This window comes from Sphingobium sp. B8D3B, from assembly GCF_025961875.1.
Lineage (GTDB): Bacteria > Pseudomonadota > Alphaproteobacteria > Sphingomonadales > Sphingomonadaceae > Sphingobium.
Genome location: NZ_JAOQON010000001.1, coordinates 1,068,982 through 1,088,700, shown reverse-complemented (window position 1 = coordinate 1,088,700; position 19,719 = coordinate 1,068,982). Strand labels below are relative to the sequence as shown.

General features: G+C 64.9%; 17 protein-coding genes and 1 tRNA gene. 12 read left to right on the top strand and 6 right to left on the bottom strand.

Translation table 11 applies throughout. The features are described from left to right. Positions 1–74: 74 nt before the first annotated feature. Together M2343_RS05065 and M2343_RS05060 are read right to left on the bottom strand one after the other, a co-directional pair. Entirely contained in the window at positions 75–1,019 is a 945-nt protein-coding gene (locus M2343_RS05065; RefSeq protein WP_264575829.1) for a TraB/GumN family protein, read from the bottom strand. Positions 1,020–1,046: 27 nt separating this feature from the next. Continuing rightward, positions 1,047–1,982, bottom strand: coding sequence for a TraB/GumN family protein (locus M2343_RS05060; RefSeq protein WP_264575828.1), 936 nt, complete (start codon positions 1,980–1,982; stop codon positions 1,047–1,049). A gap of 172 nt (positions 1,983–2,154) precedes the next feature. On the opposite strand from M2343_RS05060, the gene M2343_RS05055 reads away from it, so the two are divergent. The 4 genes from M2343_RS05055 to M2343_RS05040 all read left to right on the top strand — a co-directional run bounded on the left by M2343_RS05055 (position 2,155) and on the right by M2343_RS05040 (position 8,407). Further along, entirely contained in the window at positions 2,155–3,048 is an 894-nt protein-coding gene (locus M2343_RS05055; protein WP_264575827.1) for a glycine--tRNA ligase subunit alpha, read from the top strand. Positions 3,049–3,148: 100 nt separating this feature from the next. Then, complete coding sequence (gene glyS, locus M2343_RS05050; RefSeq protein WP_264575826.1) at positions 3,149–5,482, top strand: glycine--tRNA ligase subunit beta; 2,334 nt, start codon at positions 3,149–3,151, stop codon at positions 5,480–5,482. 82 nt (positions 5,483–5,564) lie between these two features. After that, positions 5,565–8,231 carry a pyruvate, phosphate dikinase gene (gene ppdK / locus M2343_RS05045; protein WP_264575825.1) on the top strand — a complete coding sequence of 889 codons (2,667 nt, stop codon included), beginning with the start codon at positions 5,565–5,567 and terminating at the stop codon, positions 8,229–8,231. Between the two features lie 99 nt (positions 8,232–8,330). After that, positions 8,331–8,407 (top strand) — tRNA-Arg (locus tag M2343_RS05040). A 54-nt stretch (positions 8,408–8,461) separates the two neighbouring features. Here M2343_RS05040 and M2343_RS05035 read toward each other — a convergent pair. The 3 genes from M2343_RS05035 to M2343_RS05025 are packed head-to-tail and all read right to left on the bottom strand — an operon-like array spanning position 8,462 to position 10,083. Further along, positions 8,462–9,241, bottom strand: a complete 780-nt coding sequence (locus M2343_RS05035; RefSeq protein WP_264575824.1) for a sulfite exporter TauE/SafE family protein — start codon at positions 9,239–9,241, stop codon at positions 8,462–8,464. Between the two features lie 4 nt (positions 9,242–9,245). Further along, positions 9,246–9,761 carry a rhodanese family protein gene (locus M2343_RS05030; protein WP_264575823.1) on the bottom strand — a complete coding sequence of 172 codons (516 nt, stop codon included), beginning with the start codon at positions 9,759–9,761 and terminating at the stop codon, positions 9,246–9,248. 4 nt (positions 9,762–9,765) lie between these two features. Continuing rightward, positions 9,766–10,083 (bottom strand): ArsR/SmtB family transcription factor, encoded by a 318-nt coding sequence (locus tag M2343_RS05025; protein ID WP_264575822.1) that lies wholly within the window; start codon positions 10,081–10,083, stop codon positions 9,766–9,768. Positions 10,084–10,156: 73 nt separating this feature from the next. On the opposite strand from M2343_RS05025, the gene M2343_RS05020 reads away from it, so the two are divergent. Further along, positions 10,157–11,038 carry an MBL fold metallo-hydrolase gene (locus tag M2343_RS05020; RefSeq protein ID WP_264575821.1) on the top strand — a complete coding sequence of 294 codons (882 nt, stop codon included), beginning with the start codon at positions 10,157–10,159 and terminating at the stop codon, positions 11,036–11,038. A 30-nt stretch (positions 11,039–11,068) separates the two neighbouring features. On the opposite strand, the gene M2343_RS05015 is transcribed toward M2343_RS05020, so the two are convergent. Beyond that, the gene (locus M2343_RS05015) at positions 11,069–11,611 is read right to left on the bottom strand and encodes a MarR family winged helix-turn-helix transcriptional regulator (RefSeq protein WP_181559614.1); all 543 of its coding nucleotides are present in this window, start codon (positions 11,609–11,611) and stop codon (positions 11,069–11,071) included. Positions 11,612–11,639: 28 nt separating this feature from the next. On the opposite strand from M2343_RS05015, the gene M2343_RS05010 reads away from it, so the two are divergent. The 7 genes from M2343_RS05010 (at position 11,640) to M2343_RS04980 (ending at position 19,701) form a co-directional block, all read left to right on the top strand. After that, the gene (locus M2343_RS05010) at positions 11,640–12,494 is read left to right on the top strand and encodes a p-hydroxycinnamoyl CoA hydratase/lyase (RefSeq protein WP_264570257.1); all 855 of its coding nucleotides are present in this window, start codon (positions 11,640–11,642) and stop codon (positions 12,492–12,494) included. A 126-nt stretch (positions 12,495–12,620) separates the two neighbouring features. Next, positions 12,621–14,750, top strand: a complete 2,130-nt coding sequence (locus M2343_RS05005) for an acetate--CoA ligase family protein (RefSeq protein ID WP_264575820.1) — start codon at positions 12,621–12,623, stop codon at positions 14,748–14,750. 199 nt (positions 14,751–14,949) lie between these two features. After that, positions 14,950–15,702 carry an alpha/beta fold hydrolase gene (locus tag M2343_RS05000; protein WP_264575819.1) on the top strand — a complete coding sequence of 251 codons (753 nt, stop codon included), beginning with the start codon at positions 14,950–14,952 and terminating at the stop codon, positions 15,700–15,702. 44 nt (positions 15,703–15,746) lie between these two features. Beyond that, positions 15,747–17,135, top strand: coding sequence for a syringate O-demethylase (gene desA / locus M2343_RS04995; protein ID WP_264575818.1), 1,389 nt, complete (start codon positions 15,747–15,749; stop codon positions 17,133–17,135). 153 nt (positions 17,136–17,288) lie between these two features. After that, a complete protein-coding gene (locus M2343_RS04990; RefSeq protein WP_264575817.1) occupies positions 17,289–17,735 on the top strand; it encodes a MarR family winged helix-turn-helix transcriptional regulator in 447 nt (148 codons plus the stop codon). Positions 17,736–17,863: 128 nt separating this feature from the next. Next, positions 17,864–19,207 (top strand): aromatic ring-hydroxylating oxygenase subunit alpha, encoded by a 1,344-nt coding sequence (locus tag M2343_RS04985; RefSeq protein ID WP_264575816.1) that lies wholly within the window; start codon positions 17,864–17,866, stop codon positions 19,205–19,207. After that, positions 19,204–19,701, top strand: coding sequence for an aromatic-ring-hydroxylating dioxygenase subunit beta (locus tag M2343_RS04980; RefSeq protein ID WP_264575815.1), 498 nt, complete (start codon positions 19,204–19,206; stop codon positions 19,699–19,701). Before M2343_RS04985 ends, M2343_RS04980 begins: the two co-directional genes overlap by 4 nt. Positions 19,702–19,719: the final 18 nt, after the last annotated feature.

Here is a 19,719-nt window from a genome sequence, read left to right as displayed (position 1 = left end):
GGATGACCATGACGGAAGCCGGGGCGCTTAGCGGCAAATTGCGGGGAAAGCAAGCGAAGCGACCGAACGCGCGTTCATTGCACGCGGCCGATCCGCCATCCGCGCGCGGCAAGGCGGGCCTGCAGGCTGGCATCGCCGACCAGATGCCCGGCGCCGACCGCGACGAAAGCGGTGCCGGGTTGGGCCGTCATGGCCGCATCGAGATGCCGCGCCCAGCGCTCATTGCGCCCGTCGATCAGCCTTGCGCGCAGAGCCGGCGCGCGCGCGAACGGGGCGATGAACTCGCGCTCCAGCCGGGCCACGTCGCCGCTCGCCCAGGCGGTGAACAGGCTGCGGTAGAGGGCAGGGGCCTGCGCCGCATCCGTGAGGGACTGGCTGAGCAGTAGCCGTTGCTCGCTCTCCGGCATCCTGTCGAACAGGCCCAACTGCTGGTCGATGGTCTCCAGCCCGAGAACCGGCCGCGAGGCCTTGTTGAAGCGTTGCTCCAGCACCGCTTCGCCCGCCTCTGCGGCGGTGAGCGAGAGTCCGGAGGCAGCCGCAGCGTTGAGGAGCAGGGCGGCGGCCCAGCTCTCATAGCCGTCCAGCTGATCGAGCGCGGCGCCATGGTTCCCCTGCAGCGCCCGATAGCGCTCGGCATCCTCCGGAGAGAGGCGCGCGGCGATAGGCGGCAGGCCAGAGCGCCGCCCCAGCCGCTCGAACACCGCCCGGCTTTTGCGCTCGCCTTCAAGCCCGGTGACCTCAAGATACAAGCGGTCGCTTTCGTCCGCCGCCTTGGCGATGGCCGGCGAGAGCCAGGCCTCGCCGCGCGGCACGGCGTGGATAGTCCCGAACAGCCAGAGCCGCGCCTCGCCTTTGCTGGCCTGCCACAGCGCCGGGCGGGCCGTGACCGTCGCAGGATCGGGCTGCGTCGGCGCGCCGATCCGCCAGCCCAGCCACAGAAGGGCGGCCAGCGAGGCCAGCGCGAGCAGCAGCAGCGGCGCAAAGCGGCGCTTGTTCAAGTCTGGGTGCGGCCCGCTCATCGATCAGCGCTTATGCTACCCCACCCATCACCGCGGCCATTTCACCCGCTTGGCCGACAGCCCGTGCTTTTCGAGCATCGCCTGTACGCTCCTGTCCCCCGCCAGATGACCCGCTCCCACTGCCATGAAGACCGTGCCGGGCTGCTTCATCCGCGCGGCGATCCACTCGGCCCAGCGGGCATTGCGGTCGGTGAGCAGGATGCGCTCGATCTCTTCGCTGCTCTCGGTCGTCTCGTTCATCAGCGCCGCGAGCCGCTCTTCGTCGCCAGCGCTCCACGCGGCGACCATGCCGTCGATGGTTTCGGCCAGGGTCGGCAGCTCCGCCAGCGTCTCCTTGAGCAGCGTCAGTTGCACGCCCTCGGGCATCTGGTCGAAAAAGCCGATCTGCTCGCTGGAGGTCTCCAGCCCCACCAAAGCCTTGCCCGCGCTGATCGCCGCAGCCTTCACCGCCTTGTCGACGCCGCTTTCCGGCGAATAGCCGAGGGCATCCAGGGGCAGCACGGTCAGGGTCGTGGCCGCGAACCAGGGCTTCACATGGTCGAACAGCAGGGTCGAGACGCCATATTTCTCCAGCGCGGCGAAATAAGCGGTGCGGGTCGCCTCATCGAGCTTGTTGGAGAGCGGCAGGCCCGGGGCCACCGCGCGCTGCATGATTGCCTCCCGCGTGGCGCCCTGATCCTGATCGGTGACCTCCAGCACGACGGTATCCGCCTTGTCGAACGCCTTGCGCACCGGTCCCTCGAACCAGCTGATGCCGGGCTTGAGCAGATGGATGGTGCCGAAGAGGTAGATCGTCGTGTCCCTGTCCCGCACCACCCACAGGGCCGGCCGCGCGTGAACGGTGGGCGCCTCCGCAGCGGCAGCCGGTGTCGCCGGCGCCTTGGGCTGCTGGGCGAGCGCGGGGCCGGTGAGTGCCGGGGGCAGCAGCAGCGCCCAACCGAGGATCAATGTTTTCCAGTTCATGCACGCGCTCCTCAAATCACCGCCTGCATTGGGCAAGTTGACGCGCGGACGCAACCCCGCCCGGCTCGGCGCCACCGCGCGGCTTGACCGCGTTAGCCCCATGGGCCAAAGCGCGCCCGTTCCGAACAGGCGGCGCAAAGCCGCTCAAGCTTAGACGTGAAACGGTTGAACCATGCAGGATAAGGCCTCCAAACCGCTGAGCTTTCAGCAACTCATCCTGACGCTGCATGACTATTGGGCAGCGCAGGGGTGCGTGATCCTCCAGCCCTTTGACATGCGGGTTGGGGCGGGCACCTTCCACCCCGCGACCACGCTGCGCAGCCTGGGGCCGAACCCGTGGAACTGCGCCTATGTGCAGCCCTCGCGCCGGCCGACGGACGGCCGCTATGGCGAGAACCCCAACCGGCTGCAGCATTATTACCAATATCAGGTGATCATGAAGCCGAGCCCGCCGGATCTGCAGGATCTGTATCTCGGCTCGCTCAAGGCCATCGGCATCGATCCGCTGCTGCATGACATCCGCTTCGTCGAGGACGATTGGGAGAGCCCGACGCTCGGCGCCTGGGGGCTGGGCTGGGAAGTCTGGTGCGATGGCATGGAGGTGACGCAGTTCACCTATTTCCAGCAGATGGGCGGCTTCGACTGCAAGCCGGTGGCGGGCGAGCTCACCTACGGGCTTGAGCGCCTCGCCATGTATATCCAGGGCGTCGACAGCGTGTACGACCTTGTGTTCAACGAGGCCGTGGGGGACCGGCCCACCGTCACTTATGGTGACGTGTTCCTGGAAAATGAGCGCCAGCTCTCCAAGTGGAACTTCGAGGTGGCGGATACGGACAAGCTGTTCCGCTGGTTCAAGGATTGCGAGGAAGAGTGCAAGGCGAGCATCGCGGCCGGCGTGCCGCTCGCGGCCTATGAGCAGGCCATTGAGGCGAGCCATGTCTTCAACCTGCTGCAGGCGCGCGGCGTGATCAGCGTGCAGGAGCGCGCCAGCTACATGGGCCGCGTGCGCGATCTCGCCAAGGGAAGCTGCGAGGCCTGGATGACGCATAATGGGTGGGCGGAATGATCATGCAGACCACAACTCCGTTCGGTTCGAGCGAAGTCGAGAACCGTTTCGGGCTACGCGAGGGTTTCTCGACTTCGCCCGTCACGAACGGAGAGCATCAATGAGCGCTGACTTCCTTCTCGAGCTGCGGTGCGAGGAAATCCCGGCGCGCATGCAGGCCAAGGCCAGCGAGGATTTCGCCCGGCTATTCAGCGAAGCGCTGGCGCAGGCCGGCCTCAAGCCCGAGGGGCTGACCGTCCATGTGACGCCGCGCCGCCTCGCCCTGATCGCGCGCGCGCTGCCGCTTTCGACGCAAGCCGTCAGCGAGGAATTCAAAGGCCCGCGCACCTCGGCCCCGCCGCAGGCGCTGGAGGGCTTCCTGCGCAAGACCGGCCTGACGCAGGACCAGCTTGAGGATCGCGACGGCGTGTGGTTCGCCACGGTCGAGAAGCCCGGCCGCGCGACAGCCGATGTGCTGGCCGAGGCGATCCCGCAGGTGGTGCGCGCCTTCCCCTGGCCCAAGTCGATGCGCTGGGGCGATGCCAGCCTCTCCACCGAGAGCCTGCGCTGGGTCCGTCCGCTGCAGGGCATCATCGCGCTGCTCGGCAATGAGGTGGTGCCCTTCGCCATTGAAGGGATTGCGACCGGGCGGACGACGCGCGGCCACCGCTTCCATTCCAGCGGCGAGATCAGCATCGAGAGCGCGGCAACCTATGCCCAGCAATTGCGTGCGGCCTATGTCATCGTCGATCAGGAGGAGCGCAAGGCGATCATCGACCGGCGCGCCAATGAGCTGGCGACGCAGGCCGGTCTGGAACTGATCCCCGATGCCGGCCTCGTCGCCGAGAATGCCGGGCTGACCGAATGGCCGGTGCCGCTGCTCGGCCGCTTCGATGCCGCGTTTCTGGAGGTGCCGCCTGAGGTCATCCAGCTCACGCTGCGCATCAACCAGAAATATTTTGTGCTGCGGGATGGTGCTGGCAAGCTGGCCAATGCCTTCATCTGCACGGCGAATATCGAGGCCAGCGATGGTGGCACCGCAATTGTCGAGGGCAATGGCAAGGTGCTCGCCGCACGTCTTTCCGATGCCCGCTTCTTCTGGGAGCACGACAAGAAGACGAAGCTGGAAGACCATGCGCGCAAGCTCTCGCGCATCACCTTCCATGAGAAGCTGGGCACCGTCGCGGACAAGGTGGACCGCGTGGCGAAGCTCGCCCGCTGGCTGGTGGAAGAAGGCATTGTCGGCGGCGATAACCAACCCCGTGTTCCTGCGAAGGCAGGAAGCCAAGGCGATGTCGCCCAAGCTGGCCCTGGGCTCCTGCCTTCGCAGGAGCACAGCAAAGCGCAACTTGCCGACCTCGCCGAACAGGCCGCCTATCTCTGCAAGGCCGATCTCGTCACCGAAATGGTCGGCGAATTCCCCGAGCTGCAGGGGCTGATGGGCGGCTATTACGCCCGCGCCGAAGGTTTGCCGGATGCGGTCGCCGATGCCATCCGCGATCATTACAAACCGGTCGGGCAGGGGGATGAGGTTCCGACTGCGCCGGTGACGGTGGCGGTGTCGCTCGCGGATAAGCTGGATACGCTTGCTGGCTTCTTCGGGATTGAAGAGCGGCCGACAGGTTCTAAAGATCCGTTCGCCCTTCGCCGGGCAAGCCTCGCTATAGGGTCTCTTGCTTTCAGAGGCGAACTACGCTTCTCGTTGCTGGAGGTGATCAAGAACCAACCCATTCTGTCGCCATCGACAGACTCATTCCCGATCTTTGAGCGCATTTATGGACAAGGGTTTGGTGACGGCGTTGAAAGCCGCTCGGCCAGCATGGCTAGTGAGGCAAAGCTTGAAGAGCTTGCCAGCGAGATAATTGGCTTCATAGTCGACCGCCTTAAGGTTCAGCAGCGCGAGGCCGGCGTCCGCCACGACCTCATCGACGCCGTGTTCGCGCTTGGCGGCGAGGATGATCTCGTTCGCCTGCTCGCCCGCGTCCATGCGCTGCAATCCTTTATCAGCACTGAGGACGGCAAGAACCTCCTCGCTGGTTATAAGCGTGCCGCCAATATCCTCAAGAAGGAGCAGCCCGAGGGTGGCAAGCCCCAGAGCCAGCTTGGTGAAGAAGACCCCGGCGAAGCGCTGACCGATCCGGAGATGGCCGACGCCATGCGCGCGCATGAGGCGCAGTTCGCGGCTGAACCCGGCTACGCGCTGGAGGCCGCCGAGGCGGCACTGGTGAGTGCGCTCGACGAGGCAGAGCCCCGCGCGCAGGCCGCGATCGAGGCGGAGGATTTCGAGACCGCCATGGCCGCGCTGGCCACGCTTCGCGCGCCGATCGACGCGTTCTTCGAGACGGTGACGGTGAACGATGCCGATCCGGTCAAGCGCCAATCACGGTTAAGTCTGTTGACCCGTATTCGCGCTGCGGTGCACAAAGTTGCCGACTTCTCGAAAATCGAAGGTTAGGTTCGCGAGCAATAATCGCGCGTCGGCAGCGAGATCATAACGGCTGCTTGCGCGCGCATTCCAATGCAGGTGGAGTGTCTGAATGACGAAATATGTGTACCGTTTCGGTGGCGGCATCGATGATGGCGGCAAGGGCGACAAGAACCTGCTTGGCGGCAAGGGCGCCAATCTGGATGGCATGGCCGCCATCGGCCTGCCGGTGCCGCCGGGCTTCACCATCACCACCGAGATGTGCACGCGCTATTATGAGGATGGCGAGACCTATCCCGAGAGCCTGAATGCGGAAGTCGCCGGCGGAATCGCGCATATCGAGGGCGTGACCGGAAAGCGCTTCGGCGACAAGGCCGATCCGCTGCTGGTCTCCGTCCGCTCCGGCGCCCGCGTTTCGATGCCGGGCATGATGGACACGGTGCTCAACCTCGGCCTCAACGACGATACCGTTGAAGGCCTCGCCGCCGTCTCGGGCGACGCGCGCTTCGCGTGGGACAGCTACCGCCGCTTCATCCAGATGTATTCGGATGTGGTGCTCGGCCTCGATCACGGCAAGTTCGAGGAAGCGCTGGAGATCGCCAAGGAAGACAAGGGCGCCTTCCTAGATACCGAGCTGAGCGCCGAGGACTGGCAGGCGCTGGTCGCTGAATATAAGGCGCTGGTCCAGCAGCTCTGGGGCAAGCCGTTCCCGCAGGATGTGCATGAGCAGCTCTGGGGTGCCGTCGGCGCCGTGTTCGGCAGCTGGCAGGCGGATCGCGCCAAGGTCTATCGCCGCCTCAACAATATTCCGGGCGATTGGGGCACGGCCGTCAACGTGCAGGCCATGGTGTTCGGCAATATGGGCGAGACGTCCGCCACCGGTGTCGCCTTCACCCGCGATCCCGCGACCGGCGAGAACGCTTATTATGGCGAATACCTCATCAATGCGCAGGGCGAGGATGTCGTCGCCGGCATCCGCACGCCGCAATATCTGACCAAGGCCGCGCGTGAGCGGGCCGGGGCCAAGCCGCTCAGCATGGAGGAATCCATGCCGGAAACCTATGCCGAGCTGGCCAAGGTCTTCCAGATCCTCGAGACGCATTATCGCGACATGCAGGATATCGAGTTCACCGTGCAGCAGGGCAAGCTGTGGATGCTGCAGACCCGCTCGGGCAAGCGCACCGCCAAGGCCGCGCTCAAGATCGCGGTGGACATGGCCCATGAAGGCCTGATCAGCAATGAGGAAGCCGTGGCGCGCGTCGATGCCGCCGCGCTCGACCAGCTGCTGCACCCGACGCTCGACCCGCAGGCGCCGCGCGATGTGCTCACCAAGGGCCTGCCAGCCTCGCCCGGCGCGGCCTCCGGTCAGGTGGTGTTCGATGCCGAGACGGCCGAACGGCTCAATGAGCTGGGCGAGGCGGTGATCCTCGTGCGCATCGAGACCAGCCCCGAGGATATTCACGGCATGCACGCCGCCAAGGGCATTCTCACCGCGCGCGGTGGCATGACCAGCCACGCCGCCGTGGTGGCGCGCGGCATGGGGCGGCCTTGCGTCTCCGGCGCAGGTAGCATCTCCATCGATACCGCCGGCAAGCTGATGCGGATCGGTGACCGTCTGCTCAAGGAGCGGGAGATCATCACCATCGACGGCGCGACCGGCGAAGTGATGGCCGGCGAAGTACCGACCGTGCAGCCCGAGCTGGCCGGCGACTTCGGCACGCTGATGGAATGGGCCGATCAGGTCCGCCGCCTCAAGGTGCGGGCGAACGCCGAGACGCCGCTGGATTGCCGCACCGCACGCGAGTTCGGCGCGGAGGGCGTGGGCCTGTGCCGCACCGAGCACATGTTCTTCGATGCGGCGCGGATCACCGCCGTGCGTCAGATGATCCTCGCCGAGACCGAGGCGGGCCGTCGCGAGGCGCTGGCCAAGCTGCTCCCCGAGCAGCGCGCCGACTTCACGGAGATTTTCACCGAGATGGCCGGCCTGCCGGTCACGATTCGCCTGCTCGATCCGCCGCTGCACGAGTTCCTGCCGCATGAGGATGTCGATTTCGCCGACGTGGCCGAGGCTGCCGGAGTGAGCGTCGATCTGCTCAAGCGTCGCGCGGCCGAACTGCACGAGTTCAACCCGATGCTCGGCCATCGCGGCTGTCGTCTGGGCGTCACCTATCCCGAGATCTACGAGATGCAGGCCCGCGCCATCTTCGAGGCCGCGCTGGATGTCGCCAAGGCCAGCGGTGACGCGCCGATCCCCGAGGTCATGATTCCCCTCGTCGCCACCAAGCGCGAGCTGGAGCTGATGAAGGATATCGTCGACAAGACCGCCAAGGCCGTGTTCGCCGAGCGCGGTGCCTCGGTCGAGTATCTGGTCGGCACCATGATTGAACTGCCGCGCGCCGCGCTCAAGGCCGGCGAGATTGCCGAGGCCGGCGAGTTCTTCTCCTTCGGCACCAACGATCTGACGCAGACGACCATCGGCATCAGCCGGGACGACGCCGGGCGGTTCCTTACCCAATATGTCGACAAGGGCATCTTCGCGCGCGACCCGTTCGTGAGCCTCGATGTCGAAGGCGTGGGTGAGCTGATCGAGATCGCCGTGGAGCGGGGCAGGGCGACGCGCCCGGCCATCAAGCTTGGCATTTGCGGCGAGCATGGCGGCGATCCGGCCTCAATCGCCTTCTGCGAAAAGGCGGGCCTCGATTATGTCAGCGCTTCGCCCTACCGGGTGCCGATTGCCCGTCTGGCGGCCGCACAGGCGGCGCTCGCCGCGCGCGGTTGAAAGGACAAAAAGAATGCAAAAAAGGGGGTTGCCACGGACGGCGCCCCCGACTATCTGCGCCTCTCCCACGGCGGCCAACCGGCACCGTGAGATTGGCAAGCGCCCGTAGCTCAGCTGGATAGAGCATCAGACTACGAATCTGAGGGTCGGACGTTCGAATCGTTCCGGGCGCGCCATTTCTCCCCATCGCAAGCATGATGACCCGCACGGCCCGGCGCCGACGGATGGGGTTAGAGGGCGGTCCAGACTACATAGCCGCCGACGCCGATCACCAGCATCGCAAAGCCCTGCTCGAGCAGCTTTTTGTGCGCAGCAAGCGCCGCCCCCGCGCGCATCCCCAGTACCGATCCCGCGGCACCGCCGGCGATCAGCAGCGCCGTCAGCGGCCAGTCGACATAGCCGGACAGCGCATAGGATGTCGCCGTGGTCAGCCCCAATGCCGTCACCACCACCAGCGAGGTACCGATGGCCGTGGCGAAGGGCATCGCCGTCGCCGCGATGAGCGCCGGGACGATCAGAAACCCGCCACCAATCCCGAAGAACCCCGCCGCCAGACCCACGCCGGCGCCCATGGGGATCAGCCGCGGCAGCAGCCGCCCGGCGGATTGGCGGGTAAGGCGCACGTCGGGATCGTCAGCGCCCTTGCGCCTGCGCAACATCGCGATACCGACGCCGATCATCAACAGGCCGAACAGCGCGAGCAGCCGCCGGCCGTCCACCGCCTTGCCGATCTCCGCCCCCAGCGCTGCCGCCACGACGCCCGACGCCGAAAACACCAGCGCGCAGGGCCATTTGACTCGCCCGGCCCGCGCATGCCCCGCAAGCCCTGTCGCCGCATTGGCCGCAACCGCTACGGCTGCCGTCGCAATCGCGGCATGCGTTGATCCAACACCGACGACATAGACGAGCAGCGGCACGGCGAGGATCGATCCGCCGCCGCCCACCATTCCGAGTACGATGCCGATAATGCCGCCCGAGAGGAGCGCGAGGAGGATCTGCGCGATCGTCATGGGGTCAGGCCACCTTGCGACGGTTCCAGGGCATGCGCTGGAGCAGCGTCGCCATGCCGCACCAGCCTGTCGCCCCCGCGAACATCAGGCCCGCGCCGACAAAGGCGGAAAGGCCGAAGAACCCCGGCGCGACGAGGAAGCCGAGCAGCACGCCGATGAGCACCAGCCCGCCGGCAGTCAGTTGCACCTGCCGCATGATCTCCAGCGGCTGCCCGCTGTCGACACGCACATCCAGCCCGGCCTTGCGCCAGGCGTCGATGCCGCCTTCCAGAATGAAGCAGGGGGCATCACTGGCTGCGGCCAGACGGTCGGCATTGGCCTGTGTCCGCATGCCCGAGCGGCAGTGAAACACGATGGCATTGTTGCCGGCGTCGACCGTGTCGATGCGCTCCAGCGGCACGTTGACGGCCCCCGGAATGCGCTCGCGGGCATGTTCGTCCGCCGCGCGGATATCGATGAGCTTGGCGCCACCCTCAATGAGGCGCTTGGCGTCGGCGGGGGAGAGTGTCTGGATCGTCATGGGGTCATTCCCCTGTGCAATAGAGTTGATAGAGCGTGGCAAGCAGGGTCTCGATCCGGGGATCGGCAATCCTGTACCAGATGGTCTGGCTCTCGCGGCGGGAGGTCACGAGGCCTTCCTCGCGGAGCCGGGCGAGATGTTGCGAGAGGGCCGATTGAGAGAGGCCGACATCGTCCGCCAGATCGCCCACCATGCGCTCGCCATGTTCGACGAGCTTGCACAGCAGCATCAGGCGGCGCCCGTTGCTCAACTCCTTCAGCACCTGCGCAACCTCTCCGGCGCGCGCCTCGAACGTGTCGAGATCCATGGCAGCTTTTAACATAAGTGTCCTCTAAATTAGATATTGCTAATGTAGAAGGTGCTTCTATATTGTCAAGCATCGAATGGAGGCACTTATGACCCAACCAATCATTGAGGCATTTTTTGACGAGCCCACCAACACGGTGAGCTATCTGGTGGTCGATCCGCAGACGCACATCGCGGCGGTGATTGATCCAGTGCTGGATTTCGATCCGGCCAGTGGCGAGGTCGACACCGGCTCAGCCGAGCGCATTCTTGCCCGCGCCCAGGCGCAGAACTGGTCGATTGCCATGGTGCTGGAAACCCACGCCCATGCCGATCATCTTTCCGCCGCGCCCTTCTTCAAAGCGAAGACGGGCGCGAAGATCGGCATTGGCGAGCACATCCGGGACGTTCAAAAGATCTTCCGCCCGGTCTTCGCGCTGGACGATTTGCAGACCGACGGCTCGGATTTCGATTGCCTGTTCGCCGATGGCGAGCGGTTCTCGATCGGGTCGCTGGAGGTCGAGGTGCTGCATCTTCCGGGTCACACCCCGGCGGACATCGCCTACCGTATCGGCGATGCCGTGTTCGTCGGCGATACGCTGTTCATGCCGGATTATGGCACCGCGCGGGCCGACTTCCCCGGCGGGGACGCACGCACTCTCTACCGGTCGATTCGCCGCCTGCTCAGCCTGCCGGACGAGACCCGCCTGTTCATGTGCCATGATTACAAGGCGCCGGGGCGGGATGATTATCGCTGGGAGACCACCGTCGGCCAGCAGCGGAAAACCAGCGTGCATGTGCGCGATGATGTCAGCGAGGATGACTTTGTGGCGATGCGCACCAAGCGGGATGCCGGATTGTCCGCGCCGCGCCTGTTGCTGCCCTCTATCCAGGTCAACATCCGCGCTGGGCGCTTCCCGAAGGCGGAGGCCAATGGCGTGCGCTATCTGCGCATTCCGGTGACGGTGAAGGGCGACGCCGCGATAGGTTGACGCCCGGGAGGGGAAGGGCCATGACCCCGCTCAGCCTAACGCTTCCAGCGCGGCAAGCAGCGCCTTCTCCTCGATGGTCAGGCGTTTCTGGAACTTGCGATTGCTCGCCTTCACCCGCTTCATCGCCTCGCGCTGCAGGGCTTCTCCCTGCGGCGTGAGCGTCAGGCTCAGCGATCGCCCGTCAATGGGCGCATCGCTGATGAGGTCGCGAGCTTTGAGTCGGCCGATGAGTGGCGTCAAGTTGGCGCGCTTGATCGCCAGCGCCCGCCCGACATCGCTCTGCCGGCAACCCGGATTATGGCCGACGAGAATCAGCAACGACGCCTCGCCGACGCTCAGGTCAATGGCGCGCAGTGCCGCGATGACATCGCCCATCATCGCCATGGAGGCGCGGCGCAGTCGATAACCGAGCGTCCCGTCGAGCGGGCTGGCGAGCGTATTGGCGACCGGGGGTTCAGCCGGTGAATCCAGCGCCTTGTCGCGTCCCTGCCTCTGGTCCCTTGCCATCATGCCCCCGGATGAAAACCAGTCGCCAGCCCCTTGTGAGCCATGGTCGATAATGCTATGGCGCATAGCATAAATTGCCTTGAAGGGAAATCAAATGGCTGAGGAAAATACGTCCGTCGAGCGGGAAGAGGATACCGTTCGGGTCGAGATCGAGAATAATATCGCATGGGTCTATTATAATCGCCCCGCCAAGCGGAACGCGCAGAGCCCCAAGCTCAACCGCCAGATGCTCAAGGTTCTGACGGATCTCGAATTCCGTGACGATGTCGGTGTCGTGGTTCTGGGTGGCGAAGGTCCCGCCTGGTGCGCCGGCATGGACCTCAAGGAATATTTCCGCGAGACTGAGGCGCAGGGCCTGGCCGGCACGCGCAAGGCACAGCGTGAGGCCTATACTTGGTGGGAGCGTCTGCGCTGGTTCCAGAAGCCGACCATCGCCATGGTGCATGGCTGGTGCTTCGGCGGCGCTTATGGCCCGCTGTTCGCCTGCGATCTCGCTTTTGCCGCTGACGAAGCGCAGTTCGGCCTGTCGGAAGTCAACTGGGGCATCCTCCCCGGCGGTGGCGCCACCAAGGTGGCCGTGGACCTGATGCCGATGCGCGTCGCCATGTATCACGCCATGATGGGGGAGAACCTCTCCGGTCAGGAAGCGGCCCGTTACAATCTCGTCAACGAGTCGATGCCGGTCGACCAGCTCAAGGCCCGCGTGAAGCAGGTCGCCGAGACGCTGATCGCCAAGAACTGGGCCACGGTGAAGTACACCAAGGACGCCGTCCGCCGGGTCAAGGAAATGACCTACGACAATGCAGAGGACTATCTGATCCGCCTGCAGGAAGGCCTCAACTGGTTCGACAAGTCGGATGGCCGCCATGTCGCGATGAAGCAGTTCCTCGACGACAAGACCTTCAAGCCGGGCCTGGGTCACTACGACAAGACCAAGACCGACGTCTGAGTTGTCGGAAGGGTGGCCCACGCAGGGCCGCCCTTTCCTGTGTGTTATCCTTCGCCCCGGCTGCATCCGCCTCCGGGGCGAAAGGTCTGATTGCCACGAGCTGGTTTCGCGAAGGAGAGTAGAGTTATGACGGTTGAGGCCGGAGAGCGCCCGCAGGCGGGAACGCGTGACATCAATCGGTTGCTGCGTCCGCAGTCCATTGCGATCGTCGGGGCATCCGAGACGCCGGGTTCGCTCGGTGCCAGCGTTCTGGCCAATCTCGTTCGGAACGACTTTTCCGGTGACATCCATCTCGTCAATCCCAAGCGTGAAACGATCAGCGGTCGCCCTGCGGTGCCCAGCGTCGAGGCGCTGCCCGAGGGCGTGGACTGCGCGATCCTCGCCATTCCCCGCGTCGCCGTGCTCGATACGATGCGCCAGCTTGCTGCGCGCAAGGCCGGCGCCGCCATCATCTTTGCGGCAGGCTTCGCCGAGGGCGGCGAGCAGGGCATGGCCGACCAGCAGGAAATCGGGCGCATTGCGCGCGAGGCCGGCATCGTGGTCGAGGGGCCGAATTGCCTGGGTTCGGTGAACTATCTGGACCGCATTCCGCTCACCTTCATCGATACCGACATCAAGGCCCCGAGCCCCGGTGGCGTCGGCATCGTCTCGCAGAGCGGCGCCATGGCGGCCGTGCTCGCGGTGATGCTGGAGAGCCGCACGCTCGACCTCACTTACTCGGTCTCCACCGGCAATGAAGCTGGCAGCGGTGTCGAGGATTATGTCGAGTTCATGATCGCCGACGAGAAGACGCGCATCATTGCGATGATCGTCGAGCAGTTCCGCGATCCCGCCCGCTTCCTGGCGCTGATGGACAAGGCCCGCGCCGCCGGCAAGCTCGTTGCCTTGCTGCACCCCGGCAAGAGCAGCGCGGCGCGCGAATCCGCCGCCACGCACACCGGCGCTATGGCTGGCGATTACAAGCTGATGCGCGCCAAGGTGGAGCGGGCAGGGGTCGTCGTCGCCGAGACGCTGGAAGAGCTGGGCGACATCACCGAGATCGCGGCGCGTTGCCCGGCGCTGCCGAGTGGCGGTACCGCCGTGCTTGGCGAATCCGGTGCGCTCAAGGCGCTGACGCTGGACCTCGCCGAAGAGCTGGAGCTGGCGCTGCCGACCCTTGATGATAGCAATGCGCCTGCCTTGCGCGCGGCCCTGCCGGAGTTCGTCCCGGTCAGCAATCCGCTCGATCTGACCGCGCAGGGCCTTGTCGATCCCGACATGTATTACCGCACCCTCGCGGCGCTCTTCGAGGATGATCGCGTCGGCACCATCTTCGCCGGGATCATCCAGACCAATCCGGCGACGATCGGCATCAAGCTGCCGCCGTTCCTCAAGGCAGTTCGTGAGCTCAAGGCGACCAAGCCGGTGATCTTCGGTGGCGTGGATGAGGGCGCGCACGTGCCGGCCGACTGGATCGAGCAGCTTCGCGCCGAGGGCATTCCCTATTTCCCGACGACAGAGCGGGCTTTGCGGGCCATCAAGCGGCTCTCGGCCGCCGGTCAGCGCGATGCGACCAAGACGGACGCGGCGCCGGCAAGCGTGCCTGCGCTCGCCAGCGAGAAGGGTGTCGTGCCGGAATATAAGGCCAAGGCCTTGCTCGCGCCGCTCGGCATTCCCTTCCCCAAGGGTCAGTTTGCCGCGACGGTCGAAGAGGCGATTGCCGCGGCGGACGCCATTGGCGGGCCGGTGGTCATGAAGGCGCAGGCCGCCGCGCTCAGCCACAAGAGCGATGCCGGCGGCGTGGCGCTTAATCTGGTCGGGGCCGATGCGATCCGCGCGGCGTGGGACAAGATGTTCGCGGATGTGAAGCGCTATGACGCATCCATCATTCTCGACGGCGTGCTGATCGAGGCGATGGGCGCGCGTGGCATGGAGCTGATCGTCGGCGCCAAGAACGATCCGCAATGGGGTCCGGTGATCCTTGCCGGTTTCGGCGGCGTGACGGCGGAAATCTTGCAGGACGTGCGCCTGCTCTCGCCGGACATGACCAAGGCGGCCATCGTGGTGGAGCTGGGCAAGCTCAAGCAGGCTGCGTTGCTCAATGGCTATCGCGGTGCGCCCGCACTGGACGTTGACGCGGTGGCCGATCTGATCGGCGGGATCGGTCGCCTGCTGCGCGGCGAGCCGCGCATTCAGGAGCTCGATCTCAATCCGGTGGTCGTCTATCCCAAGGGCCAGGGCGTGGTCGCACTCGACGCGCTGATGCTGGTCGACTGACACCAGCAGGTCCATTCGTCCCGCAAGGACACCGCCTTATAGTAGACCCTCCCGCGCCCGGCGTGGGAGGGTTGCTTGCATTGGGTGCCTGTGCATTCCTGACGTGCAGCAAAATTGCAGTCTGAACTTCGAATTGGTCTGGCCTTGCGGGGCGTTTTCGGGTAGATGAAGTTTTCGTATATATGAACGATTGGAAGCGATGAACGACTCGCCCTCTCTGGCTGTGCCGGTCTTATTGTTGCCGGGCCTCATCTGCGATGCGCGCATCTGGGCGCCGCAGGTCGCCGCCTTGGGGCAGATCATGCCAGTCACAGCCGTGGATGGATATGGCGAGGCGGACAGCCTCACCGCCATGGCCGATCAGGTGATCGAATCCGCCCCTGCGCGCTTTGCAGTCATCGGCCATTCGATGGGCGGCCGGGTCGCGCTCGAAATCTTCCGCAAAGTGCCCGAGCGGCTTGCCGGAATCGGCCTCATCAGTACCGGCGTTCATCTGCCCAAGCCCAATGAAGCGGACGGGCGCTTCGCGCTGCTCAATCGCGGTGTGGAAGAGGGCATGGACGCCCTGATCGATTCCTGGCTCCCGCCGATGGTGTGGGAGCGCAACCGGCTCAAGCCGCAGCTGATGGAAATGCTCTGGCAGATGTGCAGCGATGCCGGCATCGACATGTTCGAGCGGCAGATCCGCGCTTTGCTGGCACGCCCGGAAGTCGAGAGCCTGTTGCCGCAAATTCATTGCCCTGCCTTGGTCGCAACCGGCGCGCACGACGCCTGGGCACCGCCGGTGCAGCATGAGCGGATTGCTGCAGTAATTGCTGGCGCGACCTATGCTGTGATCCCGGATTCAGGGCATATGCTCCCGGTCGAACAGCCCGATGCGATGTCCGCCCTGTTGCGCACCTGGCTCGACCGGGTCGCGCAGCAAGAAGCTGCGGCCACCGCGAACCCCTGACCAATTATAACTGCGTTTCCAACTTCAGTCCGAAGGAGAGTATCATGGCGAAGAATCTTCAAGACGTGCTGGATGGCGCCGGCAATGCCGTCGACTTCCTGCGCAACCAGCAGACCGGTCCGAACGTCTATCCGGGCGTGCCCGCGGAATATTCGAACTGGCGCAACGAGCAGCGCGCATGGGCCAAGACGGCCGTGCTGTTCAACCAGAGCTACCACATGGTCGAGCTGATGGTCGAAGGCCCCGACGCTTTCGAGTTCCTCAACTATCTCGGCATCAACAGCTTCAAGAACTTCAAGCCCGGCAAGGCCAAGCAGTGGGTCCCGGTGACGCCTGAGGGTTATGTCATTGGCGACGTGATCCTGTTCTATCTCGCCGAGAACCAGTTCAATCTCGTCGGCCGCGCGCCGGCCATCGAGTGGGCCGAGTTCCACGCCTCCACCGGCAAGTGGAACGTCACGCTGACTCGCGACGAGCGCACCGCGCTGCGCACGGACGGCAAGCGTCGCCACTATCGCTTCCAGCTGCAGGGCCCCAACGCCATGGCGATCCTGACGGACGCGATGGGCCAGGCTGCGCCGGACCTCAAGTTCTTCAACATGGCGGACGTCCAGATCGCCGGCAAGACTGTTGGCGCCCTGCGTCACGGCATGGCCGGTCAGCCGGGCTATGAGCTTTATGGTCCCTGGGCCGATTACGAAGCGGTGCACAGCGCGCTCGTCGCTGCCGGCAAGAAGCACGACCTCGCCCTCGTCGGCGGTCGCGCTTATTCCTCGAACACGCTGGAGTCGGGTTGGATCCCGTCCCCGTTCCCGGGCTATCTGTTCGGCGAAGGCTCTGCGGACTTCCGCAAGTGGGCCGGCGAGAACAGCTATGGTGCCAAGTGCTCCACGGGCGGTTCGTTCGTGCCCGAGACGCTCGAAGGCTACGGCCTGACGCCGTGGGATGTCGGCTATGGCATCATCGTCAAGTTCGACCATGACTTCATCGGCAAGGAAGCCCTTGAGAAGATGGCGAACGAGCCGCACCTGGAAAAGGTGACGCTGGCGCTCGACGACGAGGACATGCTGCGCGTGATGAGCAGCTACTTCGCCGAGTCCGGCCGCGCGAAGTATTTCGAGTTCCCGAGCGCAGTCTACTCGATGCACCCCTATGACTCGGTGATGGTCGACGGCAAGCACATCGGCGTCTCCACCTGGGTGGGTTACTCGTCGAACGAGGGCAAGATGCTCACGCTCGCCATGATCGACCCGAAGTACGCCAAGCCCGGCACGGAAGTCTCCCTGCTGTGGGGCGAGCCGAATGGCGGCACCTCCAAGCCGACCGTCGAGCCGCACGAGCAGACCGAGATCAAGGCGATCGTCGCACCGGTGCCTTACTCGGCCGTGGCCCGCACCGGCTATGCCGACAGCTGGCGCACCAAGAAGGCCTGATCGGTCTCAAGAGTTCAAGAGCGGGGCTGCCGAAAGGCGGCCCCGTTTTTTATGGGCTGGACGACGGCTCAGTGAATAGCGATGAGTTTTGCGCGAGTGCCGGCCGTGGAACGACGCGGCGGGCGGGGCAGGCAGTGCGCGCAAGGGGCAAAGATGGTCGAAGACGAGAAACTCCCGCCATTCGAGCAATCGCTGGCTGCGATCCTGTTGAGCGCCAAGGAAGCGGTGATCGCCCCGATGCGCACCAAGTTGCGCGACTTCGACATCACCGAGCCGCAGTGGCGCGTGCTGCGGGTGATCAACGACCGGGGGACCACCGATGCGACGGACCTGGCGGAAGTCGCGCTGCTCCATGCGCCGAGCGTGACGCGCATCTTGCGCGAACTGGAAGCGCGTGTGCTGATCGTGCGCACGGCCGATCCCGATGATCGCAGGCGCTCCACCATCGCGCTCTCGCCGGCAGGCGCGCAGATCGTGACAGCGATTTCCGCTCATGTGGCGGCGATGATGCGGGTCTATTCCACCCGGTTCGGCGCGACCCGCCTTGAGGGGCTAGCCGCTGAGTTGCGCGCATTGTGCGCAGCAATCGATGAGGATTGACCACGCGCGTTCCCGCTTGCGCTTGCGACGATATGCTTATCATGTTAAGTGATTTCGTATGATGCGCGCGATGGTCCTCCAGGGATCTTGTCGCGCGACCAGCATGACCCTTGGGAGATGAGTGAACGATGACCGGCTTTGCGCTTCGCGACCTGATCGACGACCGCCCGGAAGACGGCGTGTTCCGCGTCAACCGCGCCCTGTTCCGCGACCCCGATCTGTTCGATCTGGAGATGAAGCACATCTTCGAAGGCGGATGGGTGTTCATCGGGCTCGCCACACAAGCTGAGAATCCCCACGATTATTTCACCGGCTTCATCGGTAGAGTACCGATCATTGTCAGTCGTGATGGCGAAGGGGTGCTGCACTGTTTCGTCAATGCGTGTCCACACAAGGGCGTGCGCCTCATCCAGAAGCTGTGTGGCAATGCGCGCCGGCACGTTTGCCCCTATCACAGCTGGACGTTCGACAGCGCCGGCGCGAACAAGAACATCAAGTGGCAGAAGAGCGGCTGCTATGGCGCCGGGTTCGACGATGAGAACCACGATCTGGCACCCGTTGCAAAGTTCGGGGAGTATCGCGGCTTCCTGTTCGCCAGCCTGAATGCCGATGTGCCCAGCCTGGACGAGCATCTTGGCGAGGCCCGCAAATTGCTGGATCTGGTAGTAGACAAGAGCCCGGAAGGGGTCGAGCTGGTCCCCGGCCGCGTCACCTTCACTTATGCTGCGAACTGGAAGATGCAGCTCGAAAACTGCTCGGACCAGTATCACTTCACCTCGACCCATCCGAGCTACATCCGCATTCTTGATCAGCGCGCCAAGGAGCAGGCGGAGGATGTCGTGCAGTCCTCGCTGGGTGCCTCCGACTTCTGGCAGGAGGAAGCCAGCGGCACCAGCGGCGGCACGATGAGCTTCGATCATGGCCATGTGCTCAACTGGGGCATCATGCCCGTCTCCTCGGCCATTCCGGAGTTTGAGCGGGCCGAACAGCTCGCCCGCGATCATGGCGAGGCCAAGCGCAACTGGATGTTCAACATGCGCAACCTCACGATCTTCCCCAATCTGCAGATCGCGGAGAATGCGTCGAGCCAGATGCGGGTCATTCGGCCCTTGGCTGCGGGCCTCACCGAGATGCAGACCTGGTGCATCGCGCCGCGCGGCGAGAGTGCGCAGGCGCGGACATTCCGCATCCGGCAGTATGAGGATTTCTTCAATCCGACCGGCATGGCGACACCGGACGACACCGTCTGCTATGAGGAAGCCCAGCTGGGCATGGCCGAGCAGGACCGTCCCTGGCTGCAAGGCCATGCCCGCGGCCTGACCGCCTCGAAGGAGGGCGGGAACATGTACGCCGACATGATCGACCTCAAGCCCGCGCGCAACGTCGTCGCGGACGCGCAGCTGTGCGACGAGAGCCTGTTCGCGAGCTACTATCGCGCCTGGGCGCAGCGCATGGCGGAGGTGATCGCATGAGCCAGCTGAGCCACGCCGACGCCGCGCAACTGCTTTATCGCGAGGCGCTGCTGCTCGACCGTCTCGATCTCGAGGCCTGGCTTGAGCTGTTCACCAAGGATTGCGTGTTCTGGATGCCCGCCTGGCGCGACGACGGCACGCAGACCGAAGACCCTGAGGCTGAACTCTCGCTGATCTACTATCGCGGTCGCCGCAACCTGGCGGACCGGATCCAGCGCATCCGCTCGGGCTTTTCGGTGGCGTCTGCGGTCATGCCGCGCGTGTCGCACATGATCGGCAATGTCATCGCCGAGCCGGCGGGCGAGGGGCTGGCGCGCGTGAATTCGACCTTTATCGTGAATGTGCACGATGTGCGCAGCAATCGCTCGCACGCCTATTTCGGGCGTTACGAGCATGAGCTGCGACACGAGGACGGCGCGTGGAAAATCTCTCGCAAGGTCATCCGCCTGCTGAACGACCGGGTGCCGACGATGCTGGACGTCTACGGCATCTGACCGCCCAGAAGGCGCCCG